At 63.4% G+C, this 23746-nt stretch carries 19 protein-coding genes; 10 read left to right on the forward strand and 9 right to left on the reverse strand.

Annotated elements, in window-relative coordinates; all coding sequences use genetic code 11:
* Nucleotides 1–120 precede the first annotated feature (120 nt).
* The 7 genes from FJ972_RS01275 (at nt 121) to FJ972_RS01305 (ending at nt 6428) form a co-directional block, all read left to right on the forward strand.
* Nucleotides 121–936 (forward strand): ABC transporter ATP-binding protein, encoded by an 816-nt coding sequence (locus tag FJ972_RS01275; RefSeq protein ID WP_140497256.1) that lies wholly within the window; start codon nt 121–123, stop codon nt 934–936.
* Between the two features lie 53 nt (nt 937–989).
* On the forward strand, nt 990–1790 hold the full coding sequence (locus FJ972_RS01280; protein ID WP_140512875.1) for a transporter substrate-binding domain-containing protein: 801 nt from the start codon (nt 990–992) through the stop codon (nt 1788–1790).
* Nucleotides 1791–2077: 287 nt separating this feature from the next.
* Nucleotides 2078–2743, forward strand: a complete 666-nt coding sequence (locus FJ972_RS01285) for an ABC transporter permease (protein ID WP_140512873.1) — start codon at nt 2078–2080, stop codon at nt 2741–2743.
* Nucleotides 2743–3552 carry an ABC transporter permease gene (locus FJ972_RS01290; protein ID WP_140512871.1) on the forward strand — a complete coding sequence of 270 codons (810 nt, stop codon included), beginning with the start codon at nt 2743–2745 and terminating at the stop codon, nt 3550–3552. Before FJ972_RS01285 ends, FJ972_RS01290 begins: the two co-directional genes overlap by 1 nt.
* Before the next feature lie 96 nt (nt 3553–3648).
* Complete coding sequence (locus FJ972_RS01295; RefSeq protein WP_140497264.1) at nt 3649–4650, forward strand: Ldh family oxidoreductase; 1002 nt, start codon at nt 3649–3651, stop codon at nt 4648–4650.
* Between the two features lie 238 nt (nt 4651–4888).
* A complete protein-coding gene (locus FJ972_RS01300; protein WP_140512869.1) occupies nt 4889–5170 on the forward strand; it encodes a hypothetical protein in 282 nt (93 codons plus the stop codon).
* Between the two features lie 244 nt (nt 5171–5414).
* Entirely contained in the window at nt 5415–6428 is a 1014-nt protein-coding gene (locus FJ972_RS01305; protein ID WP_140525838.1) for a complex I NDUFA9 subunit family protein, read from the forward strand.
* On the opposite strand, the gene FJ972_RS01310 is transcribed toward FJ972_RS01305, so the two are convergent.
* Nucleotides 6412–7782 (reverse strand): cytochrome P450, encoded by a 1371-nt coding sequence (locus tag FJ972_RS01310; RefSeq protein WP_140512865.1) that lies wholly within the window; start codon nt 7780–7782, stop codon nt 6412–6414. The two genes, FJ972_RS01305 and FJ972_RS01310, sit on opposite strands and share 17 nt — an antisense overlap.
* 231 nt (nt 7783–8013) lie before the next feature.
* Between FJ972_RS01310 and FJ972_RS01315 the strand changes: the two genes are divergently transcribed.
* The 3 genes from FJ972_RS01315 to FJ972_RS01325 all read left to right on the forward strand — a co-directional run bounded on the left by FJ972_RS01315 (nt 8014) and on the right by FJ972_RS01325 (nt 12546).
* Nucleotides 8014–8583, forward strand: a complete 570-nt coding sequence (locus FJ972_RS01315; protein WP_140497272.1) for an NADPH-dependent FMN reductase — start codon at nt 8014–8016, stop codon at nt 8581–8583.
* A 346-nt stretch (nt 8584–8929) separates the two neighbouring features.
* Entirely contained in the window at nt 8930–11401 is a 2472-nt protein-coding gene (gene gyrB, locus FJ972_RS01320) for a DNA topoisomerase (ATP-hydrolyzing) subunit B (protein ID WP_140525837.1), read from the forward strand.
* 227 nt (nt 11402–11628) lie between these two features.
* Nucleotides 11629–12546: a hypothetical protein gene (locus tag FJ972_RS01325; protein WP_140497276.1), complete on the forward strand. Its 918-nt coding sequence runs from the start codon at nt 11629–11631 to the stop codon at nt 12544–12546.
* Between the two features lie 68 nt (nt 12547–12614).
* On the opposite strand, the gene FJ972_RS01330 is transcribed toward FJ972_RS01325, so the two are convergent.
* The 8 genes from FJ972_RS01330 to FJ972_RS01365 form a co-directional block, all read right to left on the reverse strand.
* The gene (locus FJ972_RS01330) at nt 12615–14015 is read right to left on the reverse strand and encodes an NAD(P)(+) transhydrogenase (Re/Si-specific) subunit beta (RefSeq protein WP_140512860.1); all 1401 of its coding nucleotides are present in this window, start codon (nt 14013–14015) and stop codon (nt 12615–12617) included.
* Between the two features lies 1 nt (nt 14016).
* Nucleotides 14017–14442 carry an NAD(P) transhydrogenase subunit alpha gene (locus tag FJ972_RS01335; RefSeq protein ID WP_140512858.1) on the reverse strand — a complete coding sequence of 142 codons (426 nt, stop codon included), beginning with the start codon at nt 14440–14442 and terminating at the stop codon, nt 14017–14019.
* Complete coding sequence (locus tag FJ972_RS01340; RefSeq protein ID WP_140528003.1) at nt 14442–15770, reverse strand: Re/Si-specific NAD(P)(+) transhydrogenase subunit alpha; 1329 nt, start codon at nt 15768–15770, stop codon at nt 14442–14444. Before FJ972_RS01340 ends, FJ972_RS01335 begins: the two co-directional genes overlap by 1 nt.
* Before the next feature lie 87 nt (nt 15771–15857).
* Nucleotides 15858–16082, reverse strand: a complete 225-nt coding sequence (locus FJ972_RS01345; RefSeq protein WP_140501115.1) for an aa3-type cytochrome c oxidase subunit IV — start codon at nt 16080–16082, stop codon at nt 15858–15860.
* 213 nt (nt 16083–16295) lie between these two features.
* Nucleotides 16296–16445 carry a DUF3096 domain-containing protein gene (locus FJ972_RS01350; protein ID WP_140501117.1) on the reverse strand — a complete coding sequence of 50 codons (150 nt, stop codon included), beginning with the start codon at nt 16443–16445 and terminating at the stop codon, nt 16296–16298.
* A gap of 114 nt (nt 16446–16559) precedes the next feature.
* Entirely contained in the window at nt 16560–17252 is a 693-nt protein-coding gene (locus FJ972_RS01355; RefSeq protein WP_224619964.1) for an N-acyl amino acid synthase FeeM domain-containing protein, read from the reverse strand.
* A gap of 414 nt (nt 17253–17666) precedes the next feature.
* Nucleotides 17667–19982: a putative bifunctional diguanylate cyclase/phosphodiesterase gene (locus tag FJ972_RS01360; RefSeq protein ID WP_140525585.1), complete on the reverse strand. Its 2316-nt coding sequence runs from the start codon at nt 19980–19982 to the stop codon at nt 17667–17669.
* Between the two features lie 136 nt (nt 19983–20118).
* Nucleotides 20119–23595, reverse strand: a complete 3477-nt coding sequence (locus FJ972_RS01365) for an indolepyruvate ferredoxin oxidoreductase family protein (RefSeq protein WP_140525586.1) — start codon at nt 23593–23595, stop codon at nt 20119–20121.
* Nucleotides 23596–23746 lie beyond the last annotated feature (151 nt).

Raw genomic sequence — 23746 nt, forward strand, 5'->3', positions numbered from 1 at the left:
GGGATTGACGGGCTCGCGCAGTTGGGTCCATGCTGAAGTCTGGAGCGGGGCAGTACAGCGTATGTTGATTAGCCGGGTAGACGTTCGACGAGCTGCCATCGACTACACGGAGGTCACCCGTTGAGCACGGCGGGAGTTGCCGCAGCCCCATCCGGTGAGGCGCAAAATGGCGCCGCCGAAGCCATCCACGTCGAGAACCTGCACAAGAAATTCGGTGAGCTGCACGTGCTGAAGGGCGTCTCGCTGTCGGCGCGCGACGGCGAGGTCATCGCCATCATCGGCGGTTCGGGCTCAGGCAAATCGACGCTGTTGCGCTGCATCAACTGCCTGGAGAATCCGACCAGCGGCATCATTCGCGTCAATGGCGAGGAGATCAAGCTGAAGGCGGACAGCCACGGCCATACCGTGCCGGCCGACCGCAGGCAGATCGAACGCATCCGCTCCAAGCTCGGCATGGTGTTCCAGAATTTCAATCTGTGGAGCCACATGACGCTGATCGAGAACGTCATCGAGGTTCCCGTGCATGTGCTGGGCGTCAAGCGCGACGCGGCGATCGCCCAGGCCGAAAAACTGCTCGTCCGCGTCGGCCTCGCCGAAAAGCGGGATGTCTATCCGGCCTACCTGTCGGGCGGCCAGCAGCAGCGCGCCGCGATCGCTCGCGCATTGGCGATCAATCCGCGCGTCATGCTGTTCGACGAACCGACCTCGGCGCTCGACCCCGAACTGGTCGGCGAGGTGCTTAGAGTGATCGGCGATCTGGCGCGCGAAGGCCGCACCATGGTGCTGGTCACCCACGAGATGAAGTTCGCGCGCGAGGTCGCGACGCATGTCGTCTATCTCTACAATGGACTGGTCGAGGAGGAAGGCCCGCCGGAGCAGATCTTCGGCGCGCCCAGATCCGAAAGGCTCAAGCAATTCATTCGCAACATCGGCTAGCAAACCGAGGGCGGAAGAAAACCGGGAACCAACAACAAACTGGGAGTCGTGAAATGAAGACTGTTCTGAAGACGTTCGCCGCAGCGCTGCTGCTCGGCGTCGCCGCCATGGGCGTAGCCAAGGCCGATCCGGTCAAGATCGGCATCGCCGCCGAGCCGTATCCGCCGTTCACCTCGCCGGATGCTTCGGGCAAATGGGTCGGCTGGGAGATCGAGTTCATCGACGCCGTCTGCGCCGAGGAGAAGCTCGACTGCGTCATCACGCCCGTCGCCTGGGACGGCATCATCCCGGCGCTGACCACCAAGAAGATCGACCTTATCGTCTCTTCGATGTCGATCACCGACGAACGCAAGAAGACGATCGACTTCTCGGATAAGTACTACAACACGCCGACGGCGATCATCGGACCGAAGGACCAGAAATTCGGCTCCGCGCCGGACGATCTCAAGGGCAAGATCCTGGGCGTCCAGGTATCGACCGTGCATGCCGTCTACGCCAAGAAGCATTTCGGCGCCACGGCATCCGAGATCAAGGAGTACCAGACGCAGGACGAGGCCAACAACGACCTTGCCGCCGGGCGCCTCGATGCGGTCCAGGCCGATTCCATCGCGCTTGGCGAGTTCCTCAAGACCGACCAGGGCAAAGCCTGCTGCGACCTGAAGGGCATGGTGGCTCCGGACGACGAAGTGCTCGGACCGGGCGTCGGCGCCGGCGTGCGCAAGGAAGACACCGAGTTGAAGGAAAAGATCAACGCCGGCATCAAGGCGATCCGCGCCAATGGCAAGTATGACGAGATCTCGAAGAAATACTTCGATTTCGACATATATGGCGGCAGCGGCGCGCAGTCGAACTGACGTGGCGATGCCACGCAGCCGGACTGACGTAGCATCGCCACGCAGTCGGACTGACGTGGCGATGCCACGCAGTCGGACTGACGACCTTCGCATGGGCTGGAAGACAAGGCGCTGACGCCAAGTCCTCCAACCCGACCTTTCCCACGCACCCTTGCCGCCGGCGGCTTGCGCCGGCGGATTGAGCCAGCAATCCGGGGGCGAAGCTGATCGATTCATTTCTTCCGGCCTCTGCGGCCGGCATCATCGAACTCCTGTCGCCCGCGCCCGTCGGCTGGGGCGGGACGCTCATGCTTGGGCTGCTGCATTCGCTTGAGATCGCCGTCGGCGCCACGATCGTCGGACTGTTGATCGGAACCGGCGGTGCCTATGGCAAGCTTTATGGCGGCCCCGTGGTGCGCGACCTGCTGGCGGTCTACACGACCATCGTGCGCGCGGTACCGGAACTGGTGCTGATCCTGCTCCTCTACTACGCCGGTACCGACCTGATAAACCAGATGCTGACCGCCATGGGCTATCAACGCATCGACATCAGCGGGCTGGTGGCCGGCATCGCGGTGCTCGGTTTCGTCCAAGGCGCCTACTCGACCGAGGTCATACGCGGCGCCATCCTTGCCGTCCCACAAGGCCAGATCGAGGCCGCCCGCGCTTACGGCATGTCTCCCGGCCTTCTCTTGCGGCGCATCACGTTGCCGGCAATGCTGCCCTTCGCCATTCCAGGTCTCGCCAATCTGTGGCTGATCGCCACCAAGGATACGGCGCTGCTGGCCGTGGTCGGCTTCTTCGAATTGACGTTGGCGACGCGGCAGGCGGCGGGCGTCACCAAGGCCTATCTGATATTCTATCTCGCGGCCGGCATGCTCTATCTGGCCGTGACGCTGTTTTCGAACCTCATTCTTGGTCGCGTCGAGAAATGGGCGCGGCGCGGCATGCCTTCGATCAAGGAAGCACACTGATGGCGAGCGAAGCGGCCATCATCAACAGCGCGGCTCGCGCCTCGCTCTGGCTGCAACCGCATCGCATCGTGCTGATCCTGATTGCGCTGGGGCTGGTGCTGTCCGCTGCGTTCTTCATGCGCTGGGACTGGCTGCCGCAATATTACGGCCTGGCCCTGCTCGGCATCTGGCGCGCGCTGTGGATCCTGGCCGTCACCTGTCTGTTGGGCTTCCTGATCGCCGTGCCGGTCGGATTGGCACAGGCTGGCGGCCCGATCTGGTTCGCGGCGCCGGCGAAGATCTTCTGCACCATCATCAGGGGAACGCCGCTGCTGTTACAGCTGTGGCTGCTTTACTACGGGCTGGGTTCGTTGTTTCCGCAATATCCGTGGATCCGGGAATCCTGGATGTGGCCCTATCTCAGGCAGGCATGGCCTTACGCCGTCCTGGCGCTGACGCTCTCGTTCGCGGGTTACGAGGGCGAAGTGATGCGCGGCGCCTTTGCCGGCGTGCCGAAGGGGCAGCTCGAAGCCGCACGTGCGTTCGGCATGAGCCGCTGGAAGATCTTCCGGCGTATCTGGCTGCCGCAGGCCTTCTACCGGGCGCTGCCGACGCTGACGGGGGAAACCGTGCTGCAGTTGAAATCGACGCCGCTGGTGGCTACCATCAGCGTCATCGACATCTTCGCCGTTTCGTCGAAAGTCAGACAGGACACTTACCTCACCTATGAGCCCTTGCTGCTGCTTGCCTTGATCTATATGGCGATCACCGGCATTCTGGTCTTCGCCTTCGGCAGGATCGAGGCGCGGATTCCGAACAAGATCGGCTAGGGACCTAGTGAGTAGGGGTTAGTGAGTAGGAAGTGGCTAGTCGCCACCACCCATTGCTGACTACTCACTACTCACCACTCACTAAAGGCAGTCGCCATGCAACTCAGTCTCGAACAGGCAACCGGGCTGTGCCGCATGGCGGCGCTGGGTGCGGGCGCCAACGAGGAAGCGGCGCAATCGCTCACCGCCTCGATCATATCGGCCGAGGCGGAAGGACTCTCGACCGTCGGGCTGTCGCATTTCATCGACTATCTCGAAGCGCTGGAGGCCGGCCGCATCGACGGCAATGCCGAGCCGGTGATCACCCGGCCGGCGCTAGCAGTCTATCTTTCCGATGCGCAAGGCGGGCTGGCGCATACCGGCTTCGACCGCACGCTCGACGAGCTCGCCAAGGCGGCAAGACTGTTCGGCGTCGCCATCTTTTCGCAGAAGAATGCCTATACATGCGGCGCCCTCGGCTACTTTACCGGAAGGCTGGCAGCGCAGGGGCTAGTCTCCTTCGCCGCCACCAACGGTCCCGCCGTGCTTGCCGGTTCGGGCTCGGTCAAGCCGGTCTATTGCACCAACCCGATGTCCTTCGCCGCACCCGCCGCCGACGGTCCGCCGCTGGTCATCGACCAGTCGTCGAGCGCCACCGCCTTCGTCAATATCCGCAAGGCGGCCGAGGACGGCAAGAAGATCCCCGAAGGCTGGGCGCTCGATGCCAGCGGCAATCCCACTACAGATCCGGCCGCAGCCATGAAGGGGGCCATGCTCGCCTTCGGTGGCCAGCGCGGCGCCAACATCGCGCTGATGGTCGAGGTGCTGGCGGCGGGTCTGTCGGGGGCAAACTGGTCGCTCGATGCGCCCTGGTTCACCGGCGGCCCGGACAATCCCGGCACCGGCCTGTTCGTGCTGGCCGTCGAGCCCAAGCTGCTCGATCCGGATTTCGAGCAGCGGATGAAGGATCAGCTCGACCGGCTGCGCCGGCGCTACGGCGTGCACATACCGGGCCGCTCCCGGGCCGAGGCGGCGGAGAAGGCCGCGGCACGGGGCATCAAGGTCTCCAAGGCCGTGGTGCAGCGCATTTCCGAATTCGCCGAGCGCTATTCGGCCTGAACTAAATTCTTCTTTTCAGCTCATCAGCTGCCGGCGCCTGCCCGCGGCATGGCCATGCGTGTTTTTTTCGCGCGCGGTCTGAACCTTTTCGAGCGTCGGGGCGACCAATGCCTGTCCAGGGCAGGATGAGCTTGCCCGATTCAGACCGGGGGAACAGCAAGTCACATCGAAACCTGCTCCACGCCAAGGCATGCCCTTCGCGTCCCGGAAAGCCCAACCTCAATGAAAGGATACCACCATGACCAGCACCAAGACCACCATTCTGACCGCAGTCCTTCTCCTCGGCTCGTTCATGGGCGCGACCCAGGCGGCCAACCTGAAGGCCGCGCCGGTCAAGCCGTCCAGTCCAGGCGTCATTGCCGCGCCGGGCGGCGGCGCTACCGAGGACCACTATTGCAAGAACGGTCACGCGAAATTCGCCAGTTGCAGCGCCGATTTCATCGCGGCCTGCAAGAAGGTCGGTGGCACCATGTCGGATGTCCAGGGCTGGGGTGGGCGTACTTGCTTCACGCCCTCCTGATACCGTCTCAGGTCAGGCCGCTCCGTCGGCCCCTGGCTTCGCATGGATGTCATCCGGAAAACCCCGCCTCGGCGGGGTTTTCTGCGTCAGGCAAGGCGTTCTGAAGCGCATTTGTCCTGATGCAATTCCCAAGCTGTTTTTCCTGGGAAAGCCGCTTCACAGCGACGACGCGTCACCCTTTGCGTTTGACGCGAAACGGATTATGAAACGGCTTCAGCCAAGCTTTCGAGCGCCGGAGCCAGCCATGACCGAAATCCTGCAGACCCCCAAGCTCGTCGTCATTTTCGGCGGGTCGGGCTTTGTCGGCCGCCACGTGGTGCGGGCCTTGGCCAAGCGCGGCTATCGCATCAGGGTCGCCTGCCGCCGGCCCGATCTCGCCGGCCATTTGCAGCCGCTCGGCAATGTCGGCCAGATCCAGCCCGTGCAGGCCAATGTGCGCGTGCGCTGGTCGGTCGATCGCGCCGTGCAGGGCGCCGATCATGTCGTCAACCTGGTTGCCGTGCTGCATGAGAGCGGGCGGCAGAAATTCACGGCCGTGCACGAATTCGGCGCTCGCGCCGTGGCCGAAGCGGCACGCGCAGCGGGCGCCGGCCTGACCCATATTTCGGCCCTGGGCGCCGACCTGGAAGCCGCATCCAACTATGCACGCACCAAGGCGCTTGGTGAAAAGGCCGTTCTGGAGACGATCAAGGACGCCGTGATCCTGCGGCCGTCGATCAATTTCGGACCGGAAGATAGTTTCTTCAACCGCTTCGCCAACATGGCGCGTTATTCGCCGGCACTGCCGCTGATCGGCGGCGGCCACACCAAGTTCCAGCTGGTCTATGTCGGCGACGTCGCCGAAGCGGTGGCGCGCTCGGTCGATGGCAAGGTCAAGGGCGGTCAGATCTACGAGCTTGGCGGCCCGCAGGTGCTTACTTTCAAGGAAAGCATGCAGGAAATGCTCGCGGTGATCGAGCGCAAGCGCCTACTGGTTCCGGTGCCGTGGTGGGTGGCGAACCTGCAGGCGTCGATCCTGGGCCTCTTGCCCAACCCGCTGCTGACCAAGGACCAGGTGCTGCAATTGCGCGAGCATAATGTCGTGTCGGAGGAGGCCGCCAAAGCCAACCGCACGCTCGCCGGCCTCGGCATCCAGCCGCAGGCGCTCGGGACGATCCTGCCAAGCTATCTCTGGCGTTTTCGCGCGGCCGGCCAGTTCCAGCGCAAAACCGGCGGTCTGAACATAGGCCGACGGCGGGCGATTACAGGCGCGAAGTGATCCGCATGGGCAGCCCGCCTTGCGGCTGGGTGGTCAGCTTCTGGACCGGCCACGGCCTGGTTTGCGCGATGGAATCGAAGCGGAAACGCGACAGCAGGACGGCGAGCGCGATGATCGCTTCCTGCATGGCGAAGCTGGCGCCGATGCAGACGCGCGGCCCGGCGCCGAACGGCAGATACTGAAAGCGGTCGATCTTTTCGCGGTTGCCCGGATGGAACCGCTCCGGCATGAACGCGTCCGGCCTGTCCCACAGCTTCCTGTGACGGTGGACGACCCAAGGCATGACCAGCACGGCCGCGCGCCCCGGGATGTGGAGATCCCTCCAGTTCTCCGGCTCGATCGGCTCGCGGTTGATCGACGGCGCCGGCGGATAGAGCCTGAGCGCCTCGTCGAAGGCGGCGCGGGTGAGCGGCATGGCGTCCAGCCATCTGGTCGGATCGGGCTCGCGCGCCAGCACGGCATCGATCTCGCGCTCGATCTTTTCCCGCTCCCATGGCGCCTCGGCCAGGCAATAGAGCGTCCAGCCCAAGGCTCGCGCCGTGGTCTCATGGCCGGCACCGATGAAGGTGATGATGTTGTCCTCGACTTCCGAGCGTGTCAGCCCGTCCGGCCCCTCGGCCTTGAGCAGGAGGGTCAGGAAATCCTGCGGCACGGCATCGGCATCGCGCCTGAGTCTCTGTTCGCGTATCTTGACCGTATTGCTGACGATCTTGCGGAAATAGGCCATGGTCTTGCGGCCGCGGATGCGGGTAAGCCGCGGCAGCCATTCGGGCGCGCGCAGCAGGTCTAGCGGATCGACGCGGCCCATGGTCTCGAACAGCCGGTCGATCTCCTTGGCGAAACTGCCCGGCTCCCCCGCGATTTCCCCGGAGAACAGCGTCTCGGCCAGGATGTCGTAGGTCAGCAGCGTCATGTCGTGGGCAATGTCGGAGATGCCGCCATCCTCGTAGCGGGAGGCGAATTCAAGCGTGCGCTTGAGCATCGGTCCCGCGAAACCAAAGATGTGACGCGGCGTGAACACCGGCGCCATCGCCTTGCGCGAACGCTTCCAGACCTCGCCTTCGGCCGTCAGCAAGCCGTCGCGCAGGATCGGCCGCAGGATGAGCTGGCGCACCGTCGCCATCTTGTAGTTCCTGGCATTGTCGACCAGGACATGGCGAATGAGGCCCGGGTCATTGGCGATGACCAGCGGTCCACCGACGCCGTTCACCGAGATCCAGGGCTCGTTGTAGGTCGGCTCTCCCCACAGCTCGAGCGGGTTGCGGTAGACGATGCGCATCATCTCCAGCGTCGAGGGCGGCGATGTGCGCGGCCTCGGCGCCGGCGGAACGAAGGGGGCGGGCTGAGTGTCCATGGCTGCTCCGCTGGCAAGCGCGTCGCGCTAGTCCTTGCCTCCGTTCGATGTAGTGACTGACGCACGGCGCGTCCATGTGGCCTGACGGTAAAAGCCCGTGCCCCGACGGGACGGAGCGATGCTCCCATCATCCGATTGTGACCGCTCGCCAAACGGCGCGGTCTTGTCCATGACGGCGCTCTGCCGTAGGTCACAGTCACCAACAGATACCGTCAATCGAAGGAGCCCGCCTTGAAGCACCAGTTGAACATCATCATCGGCAGCACCCGGCCGGGCCGGGCCGGGCCGGTTTTCGCTCACTGGCTGGAGCGGTTCGCGCGCGAGCACGGCAAGTTCGAACCGGTGCTGACCGACATCGCCGCCTTCGATCTGCCGGTGCTGGACGAGCCGCACCATCCCAGGCTCGGCAACTACCTGAACGATCATACCAAGGCCTGGTCGAAGGCCGTCGATGCCGCCGACGCTTTCGTCTTCGTGGCACCGGAATATAATTACTTCGTCGCACCGGCCATCGTGAACGCGATCGACTATCTCTCGCGCGAATGGAAATACAAGCCCGCCGCCATCTTCAGCTATGGCGGCGTTTCCGGTGGCCTGCGCGCAGCACAGGCGCTCAAGCCGCTGCTGACCTCCGTCGGCGTCATGCCGGTTCCGGAAGGCATCGCGCTGCCGCTGTACCAGAAGCTGCTGGGGACCGACGGCTCCTTCGAAGCCAGCGAGCAGGTGCAGGGCGGGGCAAGAACCATGCTGGAGGAGTTGCTGCGCTGGAGCGAGGCGCTGAAGCCGATGCGCGCCGGCTGATGCAAGCCGGCTCGCCCGCGCCGTAGACAGGCGGAATGTCGGCAAACGACCGAACCGTGGGCGGTTCGGCCTGCGTTTGCCATGCGCTTTGCTGCTGATGCTTTTGATGGCCGCCATCGCGGCAGCCGGCGCCAAGATAGAAGTTCACGATCAAAATTCCTGCGCGACCGGCTGGCTAAGGTCAAAGCCTCTCGCCAATAGCTGGCCGACGGTGCGCTTTTCCGCCCGGAAATGCCTGCAAACCTTGGAAAAACCACCTTTAACGCCTATATCTAGGCCATATTGAAAGCGCGATTCGGGGGCGATTTTTCGCGCTCCACCAGCCGCCTCTAGACAACAGGTTTTCATGAGCGACCAGACTGAGAACGCCAACGGCGCCGAAGCCGAATACGGCGCAGATTCCATCAAGGTTTTGAAGGGCTTGGATGCCGTCCGCAAACGGCCCGGCATGTATATCGGCGACACCGATGACGGTTCGGGCCTGCATCACATGGTCTATGAGGTCGTCGACAACGCCATCGACGAGGCACTGGCCGGTCATGCCGATCTCGTCACGGTGACGCTCAATCCCGACGGTTCGGTCACCGTCATCGACAATGGGCGCGGCATTCCCACCGATATCCATCCCAGCGAAGGCATTTCGGCAGCCGAAGTGATCATGACGCAGCTGCATGCCGGCGGCAAGTTCGACCAGAACTCCTACAAAGTGTCCGGCGGCCTGCACGGCGTCGGCGTCTCTGTGGTCAACGCCCTGTCGGCCTGGCTGAAGCTCAAGATCCGCCGCAATGGCAAGATCTTCGAGATGAGCTTCACACACGGCAATGCCGACGCGCCGCTGAGCGTTACCGGCACCTACGAACAGGACAAGCAGCCCGGCACCTATGAAGGCCGCAGCGGCAGCGAGATCACCTTCTTTCCGTCGTCCGAGACCTTCACGATGGTCGAATTCGATTTCGGCACGCTGGAGCATCGGCTGCGCGAGCTTGCGTTCCTGAATTCGGGCGTGCGCATCGTGCTGACCGACGCCCGCCACGCCGACGTCGTGCGGCATGAGCTGCACTATGATGGCGGCCTGGAGGAATTCGTCAAATATCTCGACCGGGTCAAGAAACCGCTGATCGACAAACCGATCGCCATCAGGGCCGAGCGCGACGGCATCACCGTCGAAGTGGCCATGTGGTGGAACGACAGCTACCACGAGAATGTGCTGGCCTTCACCAACAACATCCCGCAGCGCGACGGCGGCACCCATCTCGCCGGTTTTCGCGGCGCCCTGACGCGTCAGATCACCGGATATGGCGATTCCTCGGGCCTGACCAAGAAGGAAAAGGTCTCGCTGATCGGCGACGATTGCCGCGAGGGGCTGACGGCAGTACTGTCGGTCAAGGTTCCCGACCCGAAATTCTCCTCGCAGACCAAGGACAAGCTGGTCTCCTCGGAAGTCCGGCCCGTGGTCGAAGGGCTGGTCAACGAGGCGCTCGGCACCTGGCTCGAAGAACATCCGAGCGAAGGCAAGGTCGTGGTCGAGAAGGTGATCCAGGCCGCGGCGGCGCGCGAGGCCGCGCGCAAGGCGCGCGACATCACCCGCAAGACCTCGCTGGGCGTCACCTCGCTGCCCGGCAAGCTTGCCGACTGCCAGGAACGCGATCCGGCGAAGTCTGAGATCTTCATTGTCGAGGGCGATTCGGCCGGCGGCTCCGCCAAGGGCGGCCGCTCGCGCCAGAACCAGGCCATCCTGCCGCTGCGCGGCAAGATTCTCAATGTCGAGCGCGCCCGCTTCGACCGCATGCTCAGTTCCGACATGATCGGCACGCTGATCACCGCGCTCGGCACGTCGATCGGCAAGGACGAATTCAACGCCGACAAGCTGCGCTACCACAAGATCATCCTGATGACCGACGCCGATGTCGACGGCGCGCATATCAGGACGTTGCTGCTCACCTTCTTCTTCCGGCAGATGCCGGAATTGATCGAACGCGGCCATCTCTATATCGCCCAGCCGCCGCTTTATAAGGTGACGCGAGGCAAGAGCTCGCAATACATCAAGAACGAAAGCGCGTTCGAGGAATTCCTGATCGGCTCGGGACTGGAAGAAGCCTCGCTCACGCTCGGCTCCGGCGAGGTTCGCGCCGGACAGGACCTGCGGGCGGCGATCGACGATGCGCTCGCCGTGCGCCAGCTCATCAACGGCCTGCACACGCGCTACAACAGAGGCGTCGTGGAGCAGGCGGCGATCGCCGGCGGGCTCAATGCCGACGTCGTCGCCGATCTTGGCCGCGCCAATGCGATGGCGGAGCGGATCGCGCAACGTCTCGACATCATTGCCGAGGACACCGAGCGCGGCTGGACCGGCCGGATGTCGACTTCGAATGAGGGTATCGGCGGTTATGTGTTCGAACGCACGGTGCGCAGCGTCAAGGAATACGCCCATCTCGATATGGCGTTGATCAATTCAGCCGATGCGCGACAGCTCGACCGCTACGCGCAGCGGCTCAGCGACGTCTATGGAGCGCCGCCCGTGCTGCGCCGCAAGGATGTCTCGGAACCCATCTCGGGACCGTTGGCACTGCTCAACGCGGTGTTCGCGACCGGCCGCAAGGGCCTGACCATGCAGCGCTACAAGGGCCTGGGCGAGATGAACGCCGAGCAGCTTTGGGAAACCACGCTCGATCCGAACGTGCGTTCGCTGCTGCAGGTCAAGGTAAACGACGCCACCGACGCCGACAGCCTGTTCTCGCGGCTGATGGGCGACGAGGTCGAGCCGCGGCGCGAGTTCATCCAGGACAACGCGCTGTCGGTGGCCAATCTGGACATTTAATCCGGAGTCATCCCGGGACCATTGGCGCGCGTCGGTCGCGCCAGTGTTTCCGTTGCGAGATTCATTCGAACCGCCGGAACGGAAGCTTCTTTCCAGCATTGTGACAGTATCGATCACAATTCCTGGCGAAGGAGGCTCCCATGGGACGCGGCATCTTGCTCTGGTTACTCGGGGTTCCAATCCCGATCATCCTTCTCATCATGCTTTTCGCGCGATAGGGGGCTGTCATGCAGTCCACCCTGTCGATCACGGATGATCCCGGCGCGGTGGAATCGTCCGCCACCGCTATCAGCTGGGGTCCGATCATCGCCGGTGCCTTCGCCGCCTCGACATTGACCTTCATCCTGATGCTGCTCGGCTCCGGCCTGGGGTTGAGCATGGTCTCGCCATGGTCGGGCTCAAGCGCCTCTATCACCAGCTTCGCGGTTTCGACCGCGGTCTGGCTGATCGTCGTGCAATGGCTGTCATCCGGCCTCGGTGGCTATCTTGCCGGCCGGCTGCGCACCAAATGGGTGGGCGTGCATACCGACGAGGTTTATTTCCGGGATACGGCTCATGGCTTCCTGGCATGGGCGCTGGCGACGCTGCTGGTCGTCGGCGTGCTCGGCTCGGCGCTGTCGGCGGCTGTGGGTTCCGGCGTCCAGGCTGTATCCAGCGTGGCCGCCGGCGCCGCCCAGGGCGCTTCGGCCGGTGCATCGGCCAATGCAGGCGGGGCATCGACGGACAATGCCACATCCTATCTGGTGGACTCGTTGTTCAGGCCGGCGGACGCGGCGAGACTGGCGGCAGCCAATCCGCAAAACGACGCGGCGGCGGCGGCGCAGGCATCGCGCATCCTGGTCGCCAGCGCTGCGGCTGGCGAGGTTTCGCCCGAGGACAAGACATACCTGTCGCAGCTGGTCGCGGCACGCACCGGCCTGTCGGAAGCAGACGCCAAGACGCGTGTCGATACGCTGCTGGCAAAGGCGCAGGACGCCAAGGCCAAGGCCCAGCAGGCGGCCGATACCGCCAGGAAGGCGAGCGCCACATTTGCGCTCCTCGGCGCCCTGTCGCTGGTCATCGGCGCCTTCATCGCCAGCGCCGCGGCCGCCCTCGGCGGCAGGCAGCGCGACGACGAGGAGGCTGTGTTCCTGACCAGCCGTTGAACATCGTCTGAAATCCGCATGAAGAAGCCCGGCGAGCCGGGCTTCTTCATGCGGACGATGTGACCGGGTCAGTGATCCATGGCCTTGACGATTTCCTCGGTCATCTTCTTGGCGTCGCCGAGCAGCATCATGGTGCCGTCCTTGTAGAACAGCGTGTTGTCGATGCCGGCATAGCCGGAGCCGAGCGAGCGCTTGACGAACAGGCAGGTGCGCGCCTTGTCGACGTCGAGGATCGGCATACCGTAAATAGGTGAGGACTTGTCATCCCGCGCGGACGGGTTGGTGACGTCGTTGGCGCCGATGACATAGGCGACGTCGGCCTGCGCGAATTCGGAATTGATGTCCTCGAGCTCGAACACTTCGTCGTAAGGCACGTTGGCTTCGGCCAAGAGCACGTTCATGTGGCCCGGCATGCGGCCGGCCACGGGGTGGATGGCGTATTTGACGTCGACGCCATTGGCCTTGAGCTTGTCGGCCATTTCGCGCAGTGCATGCTGCGCCTGGGCGACGGCCATGCCGTAGCCAGGGACGATGATGACTTTCTGTGCGTTCATCATCAGATAGGCGGCATCGTCGGCCGAGCCCTGCTTGACCGTGCGCTCGATCCCATCATCAGCGCCCGCGGCTGCGGTCTCACCACCGAAGCCGCCGAGGATGACGGAGATGAAGGAGCGGTTCATGCCCTTGCACATGATGTAGGACAGGATGGCGCCCGACGAGCCGACCAGGGCGCCGGTGATGATCAGCGCCAGATTGCCGAGCGTGAAGCCCAGAGCCGCGGCCGCCCAACCCGAATAGGAGTTGAGCATCGACACCACCACCGGCATGTCGGCGCCGCCGATGGGGATGATGAGCAGCACGCCCAGCACCAGCGATGCGGCAACGATGAGCCAGAAGACGAGCTTCGATTCGGTGGTGACCAAAAGCACGATCAGCACGACCAAGGCGATGCCAAGCGCGATGTTGATGAAATGGCGGCCGCCGATCATGATCGGCTTGCCCGACATGCGCCCGTCAAGCTTGAGGAAGGCGATGACCGAGCCGGTGAAGGTGATGGCGCCGATGGCCACACCCAGGCTCATTTCGACCAGCGCCTGTGCGTGGATGTCGCCCGCCGTGCCGATGCCGAAGCTTTCCGGCGCATAGATGGCGGCCGCCGCCACCATCACGGCGGCAAGGCCGACGAGCGAGTGGAAGGCGGCGACCAGTTGCGGCATCGAGGTCATGGCGATGCGCCTGGCCGTGACGGCGCCGACGCCGCCGCCAATGGCAAGGCCGAGCACGATCAGGCCGAAGCGTCCGGCCGATGGCGTGGCCAGCGCCAGCGTGGTGGCGATGGCGATGCCCATGCCGATCATGCCGTAGAGATTGCCCTGCCGGCTGGTGGTCGGGTGCGACAGGCCGCGCAACGCCAGGATGAAGAGAATGCCGGAGACCAGATAGAGGAAGGAGGCGAGATTGACGGTCACGTCACTTGTCCTTCTTCTTGTACATTGCCAGCATGCGCTGGGTGACGAGGAAGCCGCCGAAGATGTTGACCGACACCAGCATCAGCGCGACGAAGCCGAAGCCCGCGGCGACGCCGGAGGCGGCGATGCCGACGGCAAGCAGCGCGCCGACGACGATGACCGAGGAGATGGCGTTGGTGACGGCCATCAGCGGCGTGTGCAGCGCAGGCGTCACCGACCAGACGACGTAATAGCCGACGAAGATCGCCAGCACGAAGATGGCCAGGCGGAAGACGAAGGGATCGATGGCGCCGCCCGACAGCGCGTGCGCGGCGTCGCCGGCCGCCTCGGCGCCGCCGGGAGCATTTGCCAGGTTCTGCACCGCCAGCCGGACGGCAGCACTTGCCTGGTCGAGCTGGTCGAGGGCTTTCTGCAAGGTCTGGTCCATCACGCGGTCCCTTTCGGCTTGGGCGAGGGCGACTTTGGCGAGGGCGACTTTGGCAGCGAGGGCTTGGATGCGGCGGCTTGCTTGGGCGCGGCTTTCCTGGGCGCGGCTTTCTTGGGCGCCGAAGCATCGGCGACCATTGTGCTGGCCGGTATCGCCGGCGGTTCGATATATTGGCCCTTTGGCGGCTGCTGGTCGGCCTTGGCGAAGGCCGGATGGACGATCTTGCCACCGTCGGTCAGCATGGTCGCCTTGACCAGGTCGTCATCGCGATTGATGGCAAGCGTCTTCGTCGCCTTGTCGACCAGGGTCTCGAGGAAAGCAAAAAGGTTCCTGGCGTAGAGCAGCGAGGCGGAGGCCGCGACGCGGCCCGGCACGTTGAGGTAGCCGACGATCTTGACGCCGTTGGCCGTCGTCACGACCTTGCCAGGCACAGCGCCCTCGACATTGCCGCCGCGCTCCACCGCAAGATCGACGATCACCGAACCAGGCTTCATCGAGGCGACCATGTCAGCCGACACCAGCCTCGGCGCCGGGCGGCCGGGGATCAGCGCCGTGGTGATGACGATGTCCTGCTTGGCAATGTGCTCGGCGGTCAGCGCCGCCTGCTTGGCCTGGTACTCCTTGGACATCTCCTTGGCGTAGCCGCCGGCGGTCTCGGCCGCCTTGAACTCTTCGTCCTCGACGGCGAGGAACTTTGCGCCAAGCGAGGCGACCTGTTCCTTGGCGGCGGGGCGAACGTCGGTCGCGGTGACGACTGCGCCGAGCCGGCGCGCTGTGGCGATCGCCTGCAGGCCGGCGACGCCGACGCCCATGATGAACACCTTGGCGGCAGGAACCGTGCCGGCCGCCGTCATCATCATCGGCAGCGCGCGATCGTATTCGGCTGCGCCGTCGATCACCGCCTGGTAGCCGGCAAGGTTAGCCTGCGAGGACAAGACGTCCATCGACTGGGCGCGCGTGATGCGCGGCATGAATTCCATCGAGAAGGCCGTCACCCCGGCCTTGGCCAGTGCCGCGACGGCGGCATCGTTGCCATAGGGATCCATGATGGCGATCACGGCAACGCCGCGCTTGTAGGATTTGAGCTCCGCATCCGTCGGCTGGCGCACCTTCAGCACCACGTCGGCCTTGGCAACATCGCCGGCCTCGCCGATCGAAGCGCCCGCCTTGACGAACTCCTCATCGGGAATGCGCGATCGCGTGCCGGCACCGGCCTCCACAACCACTTCAAGACCCAGGCCGGCCAGCCGTTTCACCGTATCGGGCGAAGCCGCGACGCGCGGCTCGTTCGCATCGAACTCACGAGGGATGAAAACCGTCTGTCCCACCGCATGATCCTTTCGGCTGGAACCTGTTTGCGCAAAATGTCGGCCGGGGCATCCGGCGACGTCAAAGGCAATGGGGTTTTGGAAAGACTATCGCAGAATGAAGGCGCCGACGGCCATGATCAGGACGAACAGGATAGTCGCCGAGAAGAAGCCGCCCGCGAAGAAACCGAAAGCCATCGCCAGAAGTATGGCGCCGCAGAAGAGTGATCCGTATTTGGCCAGCATGAGGAAGCCCGCATAGGTGCGGTCGTGCTCGGCATAGTCCATCTTCGCGCCCAGTTCGACAGGACCGGTCGGCGTGTGCTCAGCCATAGGAATACCCCTTCGAAGACATCTTTCAGGCACATAGCGAAAAGCCGCGCCGAGAGCAATGGCGCTATTGCCGCATCGCAGCTTACAACTGCCTCAAGGGAAATTTGAAGCAAAGCGCCCCTGCGTTCGGCAGAATCGCCGAACCGCTCCGGCTGCTTGTTTTCGCGCAATCCCGGACGAAGCCGGCTGGCGCGTCAACCGCGCTGTCCGTCTTTAGCCGGCGAGGTGCGGAAACAATCCAAGCAGGCCAGCTATGATCAGATAGAGCGCGACGATGTAGTTCAGCAGCCGTGGCATGACCAGGATCAGCACCCCGGCGATCAGCGAGATAAGCGGCGTGAGCGCGAGCTGGGAAATATGCATGTCGGGGTCCTTTTGGCAGATACGTCGAAATGAAGACGCGGAGCGTCAACGCGCCGCCGTCATCAAAACGCGGATCTGGCCGGAAAGCTCCGGAGCTTTGCAAAATCAGGGGCCTCAGGCGGCCTCACGATAATATTTCGCCGTCGGCACGATAGACAAGGGCGTCAGCCGATTGATGGCCGGATTGGCGAACATCAACCGCTGTTCCATGGGCGTCGACCTGAAGAATGGGAAACGTTCGAGCGTCAGGCGCATATTTTCGCCGGCGGGGATTTCGAACAGGGCGATCCGGGTAAGAACGCCCGGAAACTCCTTAGCCTCGGTCCTCTGCACGGCATTGAAGTAACGAGAATAAAAATTGGAATGCTCGACCTTGACCGGCGTCAGCACAGAGTTCTGGCCAAAATAGAGCGAGGCCACCATGGCAAGCCTGAGTGTCAGAAACGGCAGCACTCCGGGTGCCGGCGCGGCGTCAGGATCGGTTGCGAAGCGGGTTCCGTCGATGAAGGTTTCTCCGCGGGCAAGCCGCTCGATCAGTATTTCCGGATAGGCATCAACGGAGGGCGAATTCGGGTGCTCGATGGAAATGTAATGGAAGCGGATTGTGCTCACCAATTCGCCGTAGCAATAGACACCGAATCGGTAGGAATTGGGTAGATTGTCCCAGCGATCCTCGAACATGCCGCTGGCGAGCGGGCCGCACATACCGGAGCGCAGATAGGACTTATAGCGAAGCCGGTAAATCGCTTCCAAATCCTCGCCCCCGGTAATGAGGCGATAATCGACATGCTCAAGCAGTTGCATCATCGATCGATTCAGCACCGAATCCCCGGCTGTGCTTACCCCGCCAGACGCATTCCTTGTAGCTGTTGCAGCATCCATCGTCTGTCCTCGAATTCGACCTAGGATAGGCTATTCGAGTTGAAATGAGACACAAGCCGAAATTTAGATCTTGTTGATTTACATTCCGTTAACCTTAATGGCCGGGAGTCGCCCGAGAATATCTTACTGAGCAATCGTCCGACGATTGCCGCTGAGAGGACGTGGATCATGCCTCCGAATACATCTGCATACTCTGAGGAGGACCCTTTCAGCTGCATTGCGCAAAGGCAAAATCGCGGCGGAACCGTATCCCGACACTGAACGAGTTCGACATCAAAGAGCGTCGTGCGATTCGCAACGCGCGGGGAATCCAATCGAGCGAAGTCGAAAATTACGGCGCTAACGGACCGTCCGTTTACCGGTGCGACGCAGGTCAGCGGCAAATGGCCAGGTGACATTCGACATCGTCTCGATACCCGACGCACTGAGCGCGGCACCGAACAGGAAGCCCTGCACGAGATCCGGTTTCACTTGCAAGGCCAGGATCTTGAGCTGCTCAAAGGTCTCGACGCCTTCGACAGTCACGGAAAGTCCAAGCGGCCGCGACAGATTGACAATGCCCTTCAGCAGCTCCAGCGAACGCTTGCTCTGGGTGACGTCCATCAAGAAGGAGCGATCGATCTTGATCTTGTCGAGCGGCAGCTTGTGCAGATAGCTCAGGCTCGAATAGCCGGTCCCGAAATCGTCAAGTGCGATGCGCACACCGATCTGCTTCAGTTCCTCGATATATTGACGTGTCAGCGACTTGTCATCGAGCAGCGCAGTTTCGGTGACCTCGATCTCCAGCCGGCCGGCGGCAAGGCCGGAGCTGACCAGAGCGTCGCGAACCTTCTGGATGACGTCCCGGTTGCGGAAATCCTTGGCGGAGAGATTGACCGAGACGCTGGTGTGGTCCGGCCATTTGGCGCATTCGGTGCAGGCTGCCTGCAGCACGAAGGTGCTAATCTCGGAAATGATGCCCATTTCCTCCGCCAGCGGAATGAAGATGCCGGGCGAAATCGGCCCGAGGTCGGGATGGTCCCATCGGCACAGCGCCTCGCAGCTGGCGATGCGCATCGTGCTCATCGCCACGATCGGCTGGTAGACGACGCGCAGGGCCTTGCCTTCCACCGCGCTGCGCAGATCCGCCTTCATCAGCTGGCGGTTGCGGAACGCAGCGTCCATGGCGGCCTCGAACAGCCGCCAGCCGTTCTTGCCGAGCTCCTTGGCCTTATAGAGCGCCAGGTCCGCCTTGACGATCATGGCATCGACGTCGGTATCCCTGACCCGCGACAGCACGGCGCCGGCGCTGGCCTGGATGCGCAGCCCGTGGCCGGCGACGTCCACCTCCCCTTGCAACGCTGCAAAGATCTCGTCGATCTGAAGGGTCAGATGGCTTTCATCCTCTATACGGTCGAAGAAAACCATGAATTCGTCGCCGCCGAAGCGGCTGACGGTGATGCCTTGTCCCGCAATGGCGGCAAGACGCTCGGCCACCGCGTAGATCAATCCATCGCCGATCGGATGCCCGAGCGTGTCGTTGACACTCTTGAAATCGTCGAGGTCGAGCACGGCAAGGCCGCAGAGGCGGTCACGGTCGCCTGACGCCATCGCCTCGCCGATCAGTTCGTGGAAATAGGCGCGATTGGGCAGGCCGGTGAGATTGTCATAGCGCGCCATGAAGCGGATCTTGTCTTCCGCCTCGACGCGCGCCGTCACGTCCTCGAAGGTGATGACTCCGAGTTCCTGGCTGCCTTCGCGGGCGGAGAATTCGTAATGTTGGCCATTGGCGAGCGAAACCAGGACCTTACGGTCGCGGCCCTCGCGCAATGCACGCGTCAGCTGGGCTTCGATGTAGCGGCAGTCCTTTGGAGCCAGCATGCCGCCCACGACGCCGCGCATCAAGAGACCATGGATTGACCGCCCAAGCAGCGCATCGGCCGATTTGAGCGACATAAGATGCGCGGCCTCGGCATTGGCGACCGCCACCCGCCCGTCCGGGCCAAGCATGACGAGGCCATGCGACATGGTATTGAGCGCGCGATCGAATCTGAGCGCGAGCTTCCTCGCTTCCTTGTGGCCGATGACGGCCGAGAAAAGCACATCGCGGACGTGGTCGGCGCTGTTGATCGTGACGAAAGTCAACGGGATGATCATCAGACCGAGAATGACCGAAGGCACATCCATGCGCAGCAAAAGTGCAAGTGCTGCCGGACCAATGAAGGTCACGGAAAAAACCCGCACCATAATGGGAGAGCCGTAGTTCCGGCCAACAACCGTCACCAAGGTCGCGATGGCCAGCGACGTCGCGGCCAGTTCGGCAAAGGGATCGGGATAGACATAGATCGATATGAAGCACAGTGCGCCCAACGTGAGGCCCTGCACGCTGCCCTTGAGGATGTAGTTGCGCTCCCACCGATGCGCCTCTTGGACGTCGGCTATTACACCGCCTGCCTTCCGGAAGGCGCGAATGCCGAAATAGCGGTAAAGGCAGATGGACAGCAGAACAAAAGAGAAAGCCAGGAACAACGGATTGTTCGTGCGCAAGTAGATCATTAGTCCGAGGATCCAGTAGCACACGCCACCGATCACCAGCATGTGGGCGTTGTCGAACAACGACCGCACAAACTGGATATAAACATCCGCTGGGATGTTTTCGGTCTTTGTTCTGCCCATGTCGTCGGCCCAACGCTAGGCCTCGTCATCTCACATCCGCCTTAAGAAAGGCTTAGAACAGCGGTTTTGGGCGGCTTGCCGAAGGCGCGCAAAGCAGGACAGACTGGGAGAATTGGGCTTTAGGTAAACAAGGCCATCACTCGGCGGCCTGGAGTTCCGCCCTCGCTGACGTGCCGGACAGGCGCTCGAGCAGTCTTTGGCGCTCGCCGGCCGCCTTTTGAGCGCTGGCTTGCCGAACATGGCCGTAACCGCGGATGAGTGCCGGCACCGAGACGAGGGCCGTGGCGGCCTCGATGGTGTCCGGCGCCAGCGAGTTGGCGACGTGTTGCAGGTCGGCCTCATATTGCGCCAGCAATTGCCGCTCCATGCGCCGCTCGGCGGTGTAGCCGAACAGGTCGAATGCTGTCCCGCGCAGGCCCTTCATCGCCGCCAGCATGCGGAACCCTTTCATCATCCAGGGACCGAAGCTCGATTTCCTCGGTTTGCCGTCATTGCCGCGACGGCCCAGAACCGGCGGCGCCAGGTGGAATTCGAGTTTTTCGTAACTCTGGAACTGCTTGCCGAGTTCGGCGGCGAAGGAGCCGTCGGTATAGAGCCGCGCCACCTCGTATTCGTCCTTGATCGCCATCAGCTTGAACAGGTTCCTGGCCGCCGCTTCCGTCACGGCGCTCGAACCGGGCGCTGCCTTGGCTTCGGCCGCGCGCAGGGCAGCGATCCTGCCGGCGTAGCGCTTGCCATAGGCGGCGTTCTGATAGGCGGAAAGGAAAGCGACCCGGCGGGCAATGATTTCGTCCAGCGTCTGGGCAGTGGTGGCGGGTTGGCCGTCCTTGCCCGGCTGGACGAGGCCACGCACGAAATCCGGCTGATGCGCGGCGCGGCGGCCCCAGCGGAAGGCGGCGATGTTCATCCCCACCGCCTCGCCGTTCAATTCGATCGCCTTTTCGACGGCTTGCGCCGACAGCGGCAGACCGCCATGCTGAAAGGCGAAGCCGAGCATGAACATGTTGGCGCCCAGCGAATTGCCGAACAGGGCGGTGGCTGTGCGGGTGGCGTCGAAGAAATGCGCCTTGTCGTCGCCGGCAGCAGTGCGGATCGCCTTCTTCAAGCGCTCGATGGGGAGCGAGAAATCGGCCGAGCGGGCAAACTCGCCCGGCATGATCTCGGCAGTGTTGGCGAGGAAGATGGTGTGGCCCTCGCGCACCGCGGCCAGCACTTTTTTGGCTCCCGACACGACGAGATCGCAGCCGAGCACGAGATCGGCCTTGCCGGCCGAGACACGGATGGCGTGGATGTCATCGGGCGTGCGGGCGATGCGGACATGGGTGAACACCGAACCGCCCTTCTGGGCAAGCCCGGCCATGTCGATCATGCCGCAGCCCTTGCCCTCGAGATGAGCCGCCATGCCGAGCACGGCGCCGACGGTGACGACGCCGGTGCCGCCGACGCCGTCGATGATCGCCGCCCAGCCCTGTTCGCCGAGCGGGAATTCGGCGGCTGCTGGAACGCCGTCGAGCGGATCAGTGCTGCCGGCGATGCCTTCGGCCTTGCGGATCTTGGCGCCATGCACGGTGACGAAGGATGGGCAGAAGCCATTGACGCAGGAAAAATCCTTGTTGCAGCTCGACTGGTCGATCCGGCGCTTGCGGCCGAACTCGGTCTCCACCGGCTGGATGGAGACGCAGTTCGATTGGACGCCGCAGTCGCCGCAGCCCTCGCAGACCAGTTCGTTGATGAAGACCCGCTTGTCGGGATCGGGAAAGGTTCCGCGCTTGCGGCGGCGGCGCTTTTCGGCGGCACAGGTCTGGTCGTAGAGCAGGATCGAAACCCCGCTAACGCCGCGCAGCTCGCGCTGGACGAGATCGAGATCGTCGCGGTGATGGATGGTGGCGCCGGCCGGGAACTCGACCTTGCCGGCATATTTGTCGGGTTCGTCGGTGACGACGGCGATGCGCTCGATCCCTTCGGCTCGCACCTGCCTGGCGATCATGTCCACCGTCAGGCCGCCTTCATGCGGCTGGCCGCCGGTCATGGCCACCGCGTCGTTATAGAGTATCTTGTAGGTGATGTTGGCGCCCGACGACAGCGCGAAGCGGATCGCCAGCGTGCCGGAGTGGTTGTAGGTGCCGTCGCCGAGATTCTGGAAAATGTGGTCGCGCTTGGAAAAGGGCGCCTGGCCGACCCACTGCGCCCCCTCGCCACCCATGGCGGTGAAGCCGACAGTATTCCTGTCCATCCACAGTGCCATGAAATGGCAGCCGATGCCGGCCGCGGCGATCGAGCCATCCGGCACCTTGGTCGAGGAATTGTGTGGGCAGCCGGAGCAGAAGAAGGGCGTGCGGGAGCCGATGTCCGACGCGTCTGCGAGCATGGCCTGGAACTGGCGCAGCTTCGCCACCCGCGCTGAAATCTCTTCCGACGGACCGATGGTTTTCACGATCCTTTCGCCAAGGGCAATGGCGATTTCGTTGGGGTCGAGCGCGCCCTTGGCCGGAAACAGCCAGTCGCCGCGCTCGTTCTTCTTGCCGACGATGACGGGCTGCGTGGCGGTGCCGTAGAGGCTCTCGCGAAGCTGCACCTCGATCAGCGAACGCTTCTCCTCGACGACGACGATGGTGTCGAGGCCGCGCGCGAACTCGGCAATGTGCTGGAAATCGAGCGGCCAGGGGCAACCGACTTTGAACAGCCGCACGCCGATGCGGCCGGCGGCGGCCTCGTCGATGCCGATATCCTCGAGCGCCTGGCGGACGTCGAGATAGCTTTTGCCGATGGTGATGATGCCGATCCTAGGATTGCGGCCGCCCGAATAGACGACGCGGTTCAGCCCGTTGGCATGGATGAAGGCCGACGCGGCGGCGCGCTTGTACTCATGCAGCCGCTCCTCCTGGCCGAGCATGTCGATCTCGTGGCGGATGTTGAGGCCGCCGGGCGGCATGTCGAACTCGGGATTAACGATGTTCAGACGCTCGATCGAGGCATCGACCGAGGCCGTCGATTCGATGTTGTCCTTGACGCATTTGATGGCCGCCCATGTGCCGGCGAAGCGCGACATGGCAAAACCGTAGAGCCCGTAATCGATTATCTCCTGGACACCGGCCGGGTTGAGGATCGGCACCATGGCGTCGACGAACAGGAATTCGGTGGCATGCGCGTTGGTCGAGGATTCGGCCATGTGGTCGTCGCCCATCAAAGCGAGCGCACCGCCATGTTTCGACGAGCCGGCCAGATTGGCGTGGCGGAAGACGTCGCCGGAGCGGTCGACCCCCGGACCCTTGCCGTACCAAACCGAAAAAACGCCGTCATGGGTGCCTTCGCCCAGCAGTTCCGTCTGCTGCGATCCCCAGCAGGCGGTAGCGGCGAGTTCCTCGTTAAGTCCGGGCTGGAAGACGATGTCGGCCTGGGCGAGCTGTTTTTTTGCCTTCCACAGCTGCATGTCGAGGCCGCCCAGCGGCGAACCGCGATAGCCGGAGACGAAGCCGGCCGTGTCCAGGCCCGCGCGGCGGTCGCGCTCGCGCTGCATCAGCAGCATGCGGATGACCGCCTGGGCGCCGGACAGGAAGATGCGTTCCTTCCCCAGGTCGAACTTGTCGTCGAGCGCGACGTCGTGCAGCGTCATCAGGCATTTCCTCTGCGGAGGCCGCGCGGGGGCAGGCAGCCAGCGTCGGGATCGGATGACGCATCCTTTCTCCCCTTGCAAGACAGGTCAAACGAAATCGGACGTGACAGGCAACGCGCAACGAACGATCCGCCGTCATCCCTTGCCCGGT

The organism is Mesorhizobium sp. B2-1-1, assembly GCF_006442975.2.
Lineage (GTDB): Bacteria > Pseudomonadota > Alphaproteobacteria > Rhizobiales > Rhizobiaceae > Mesorhizobium.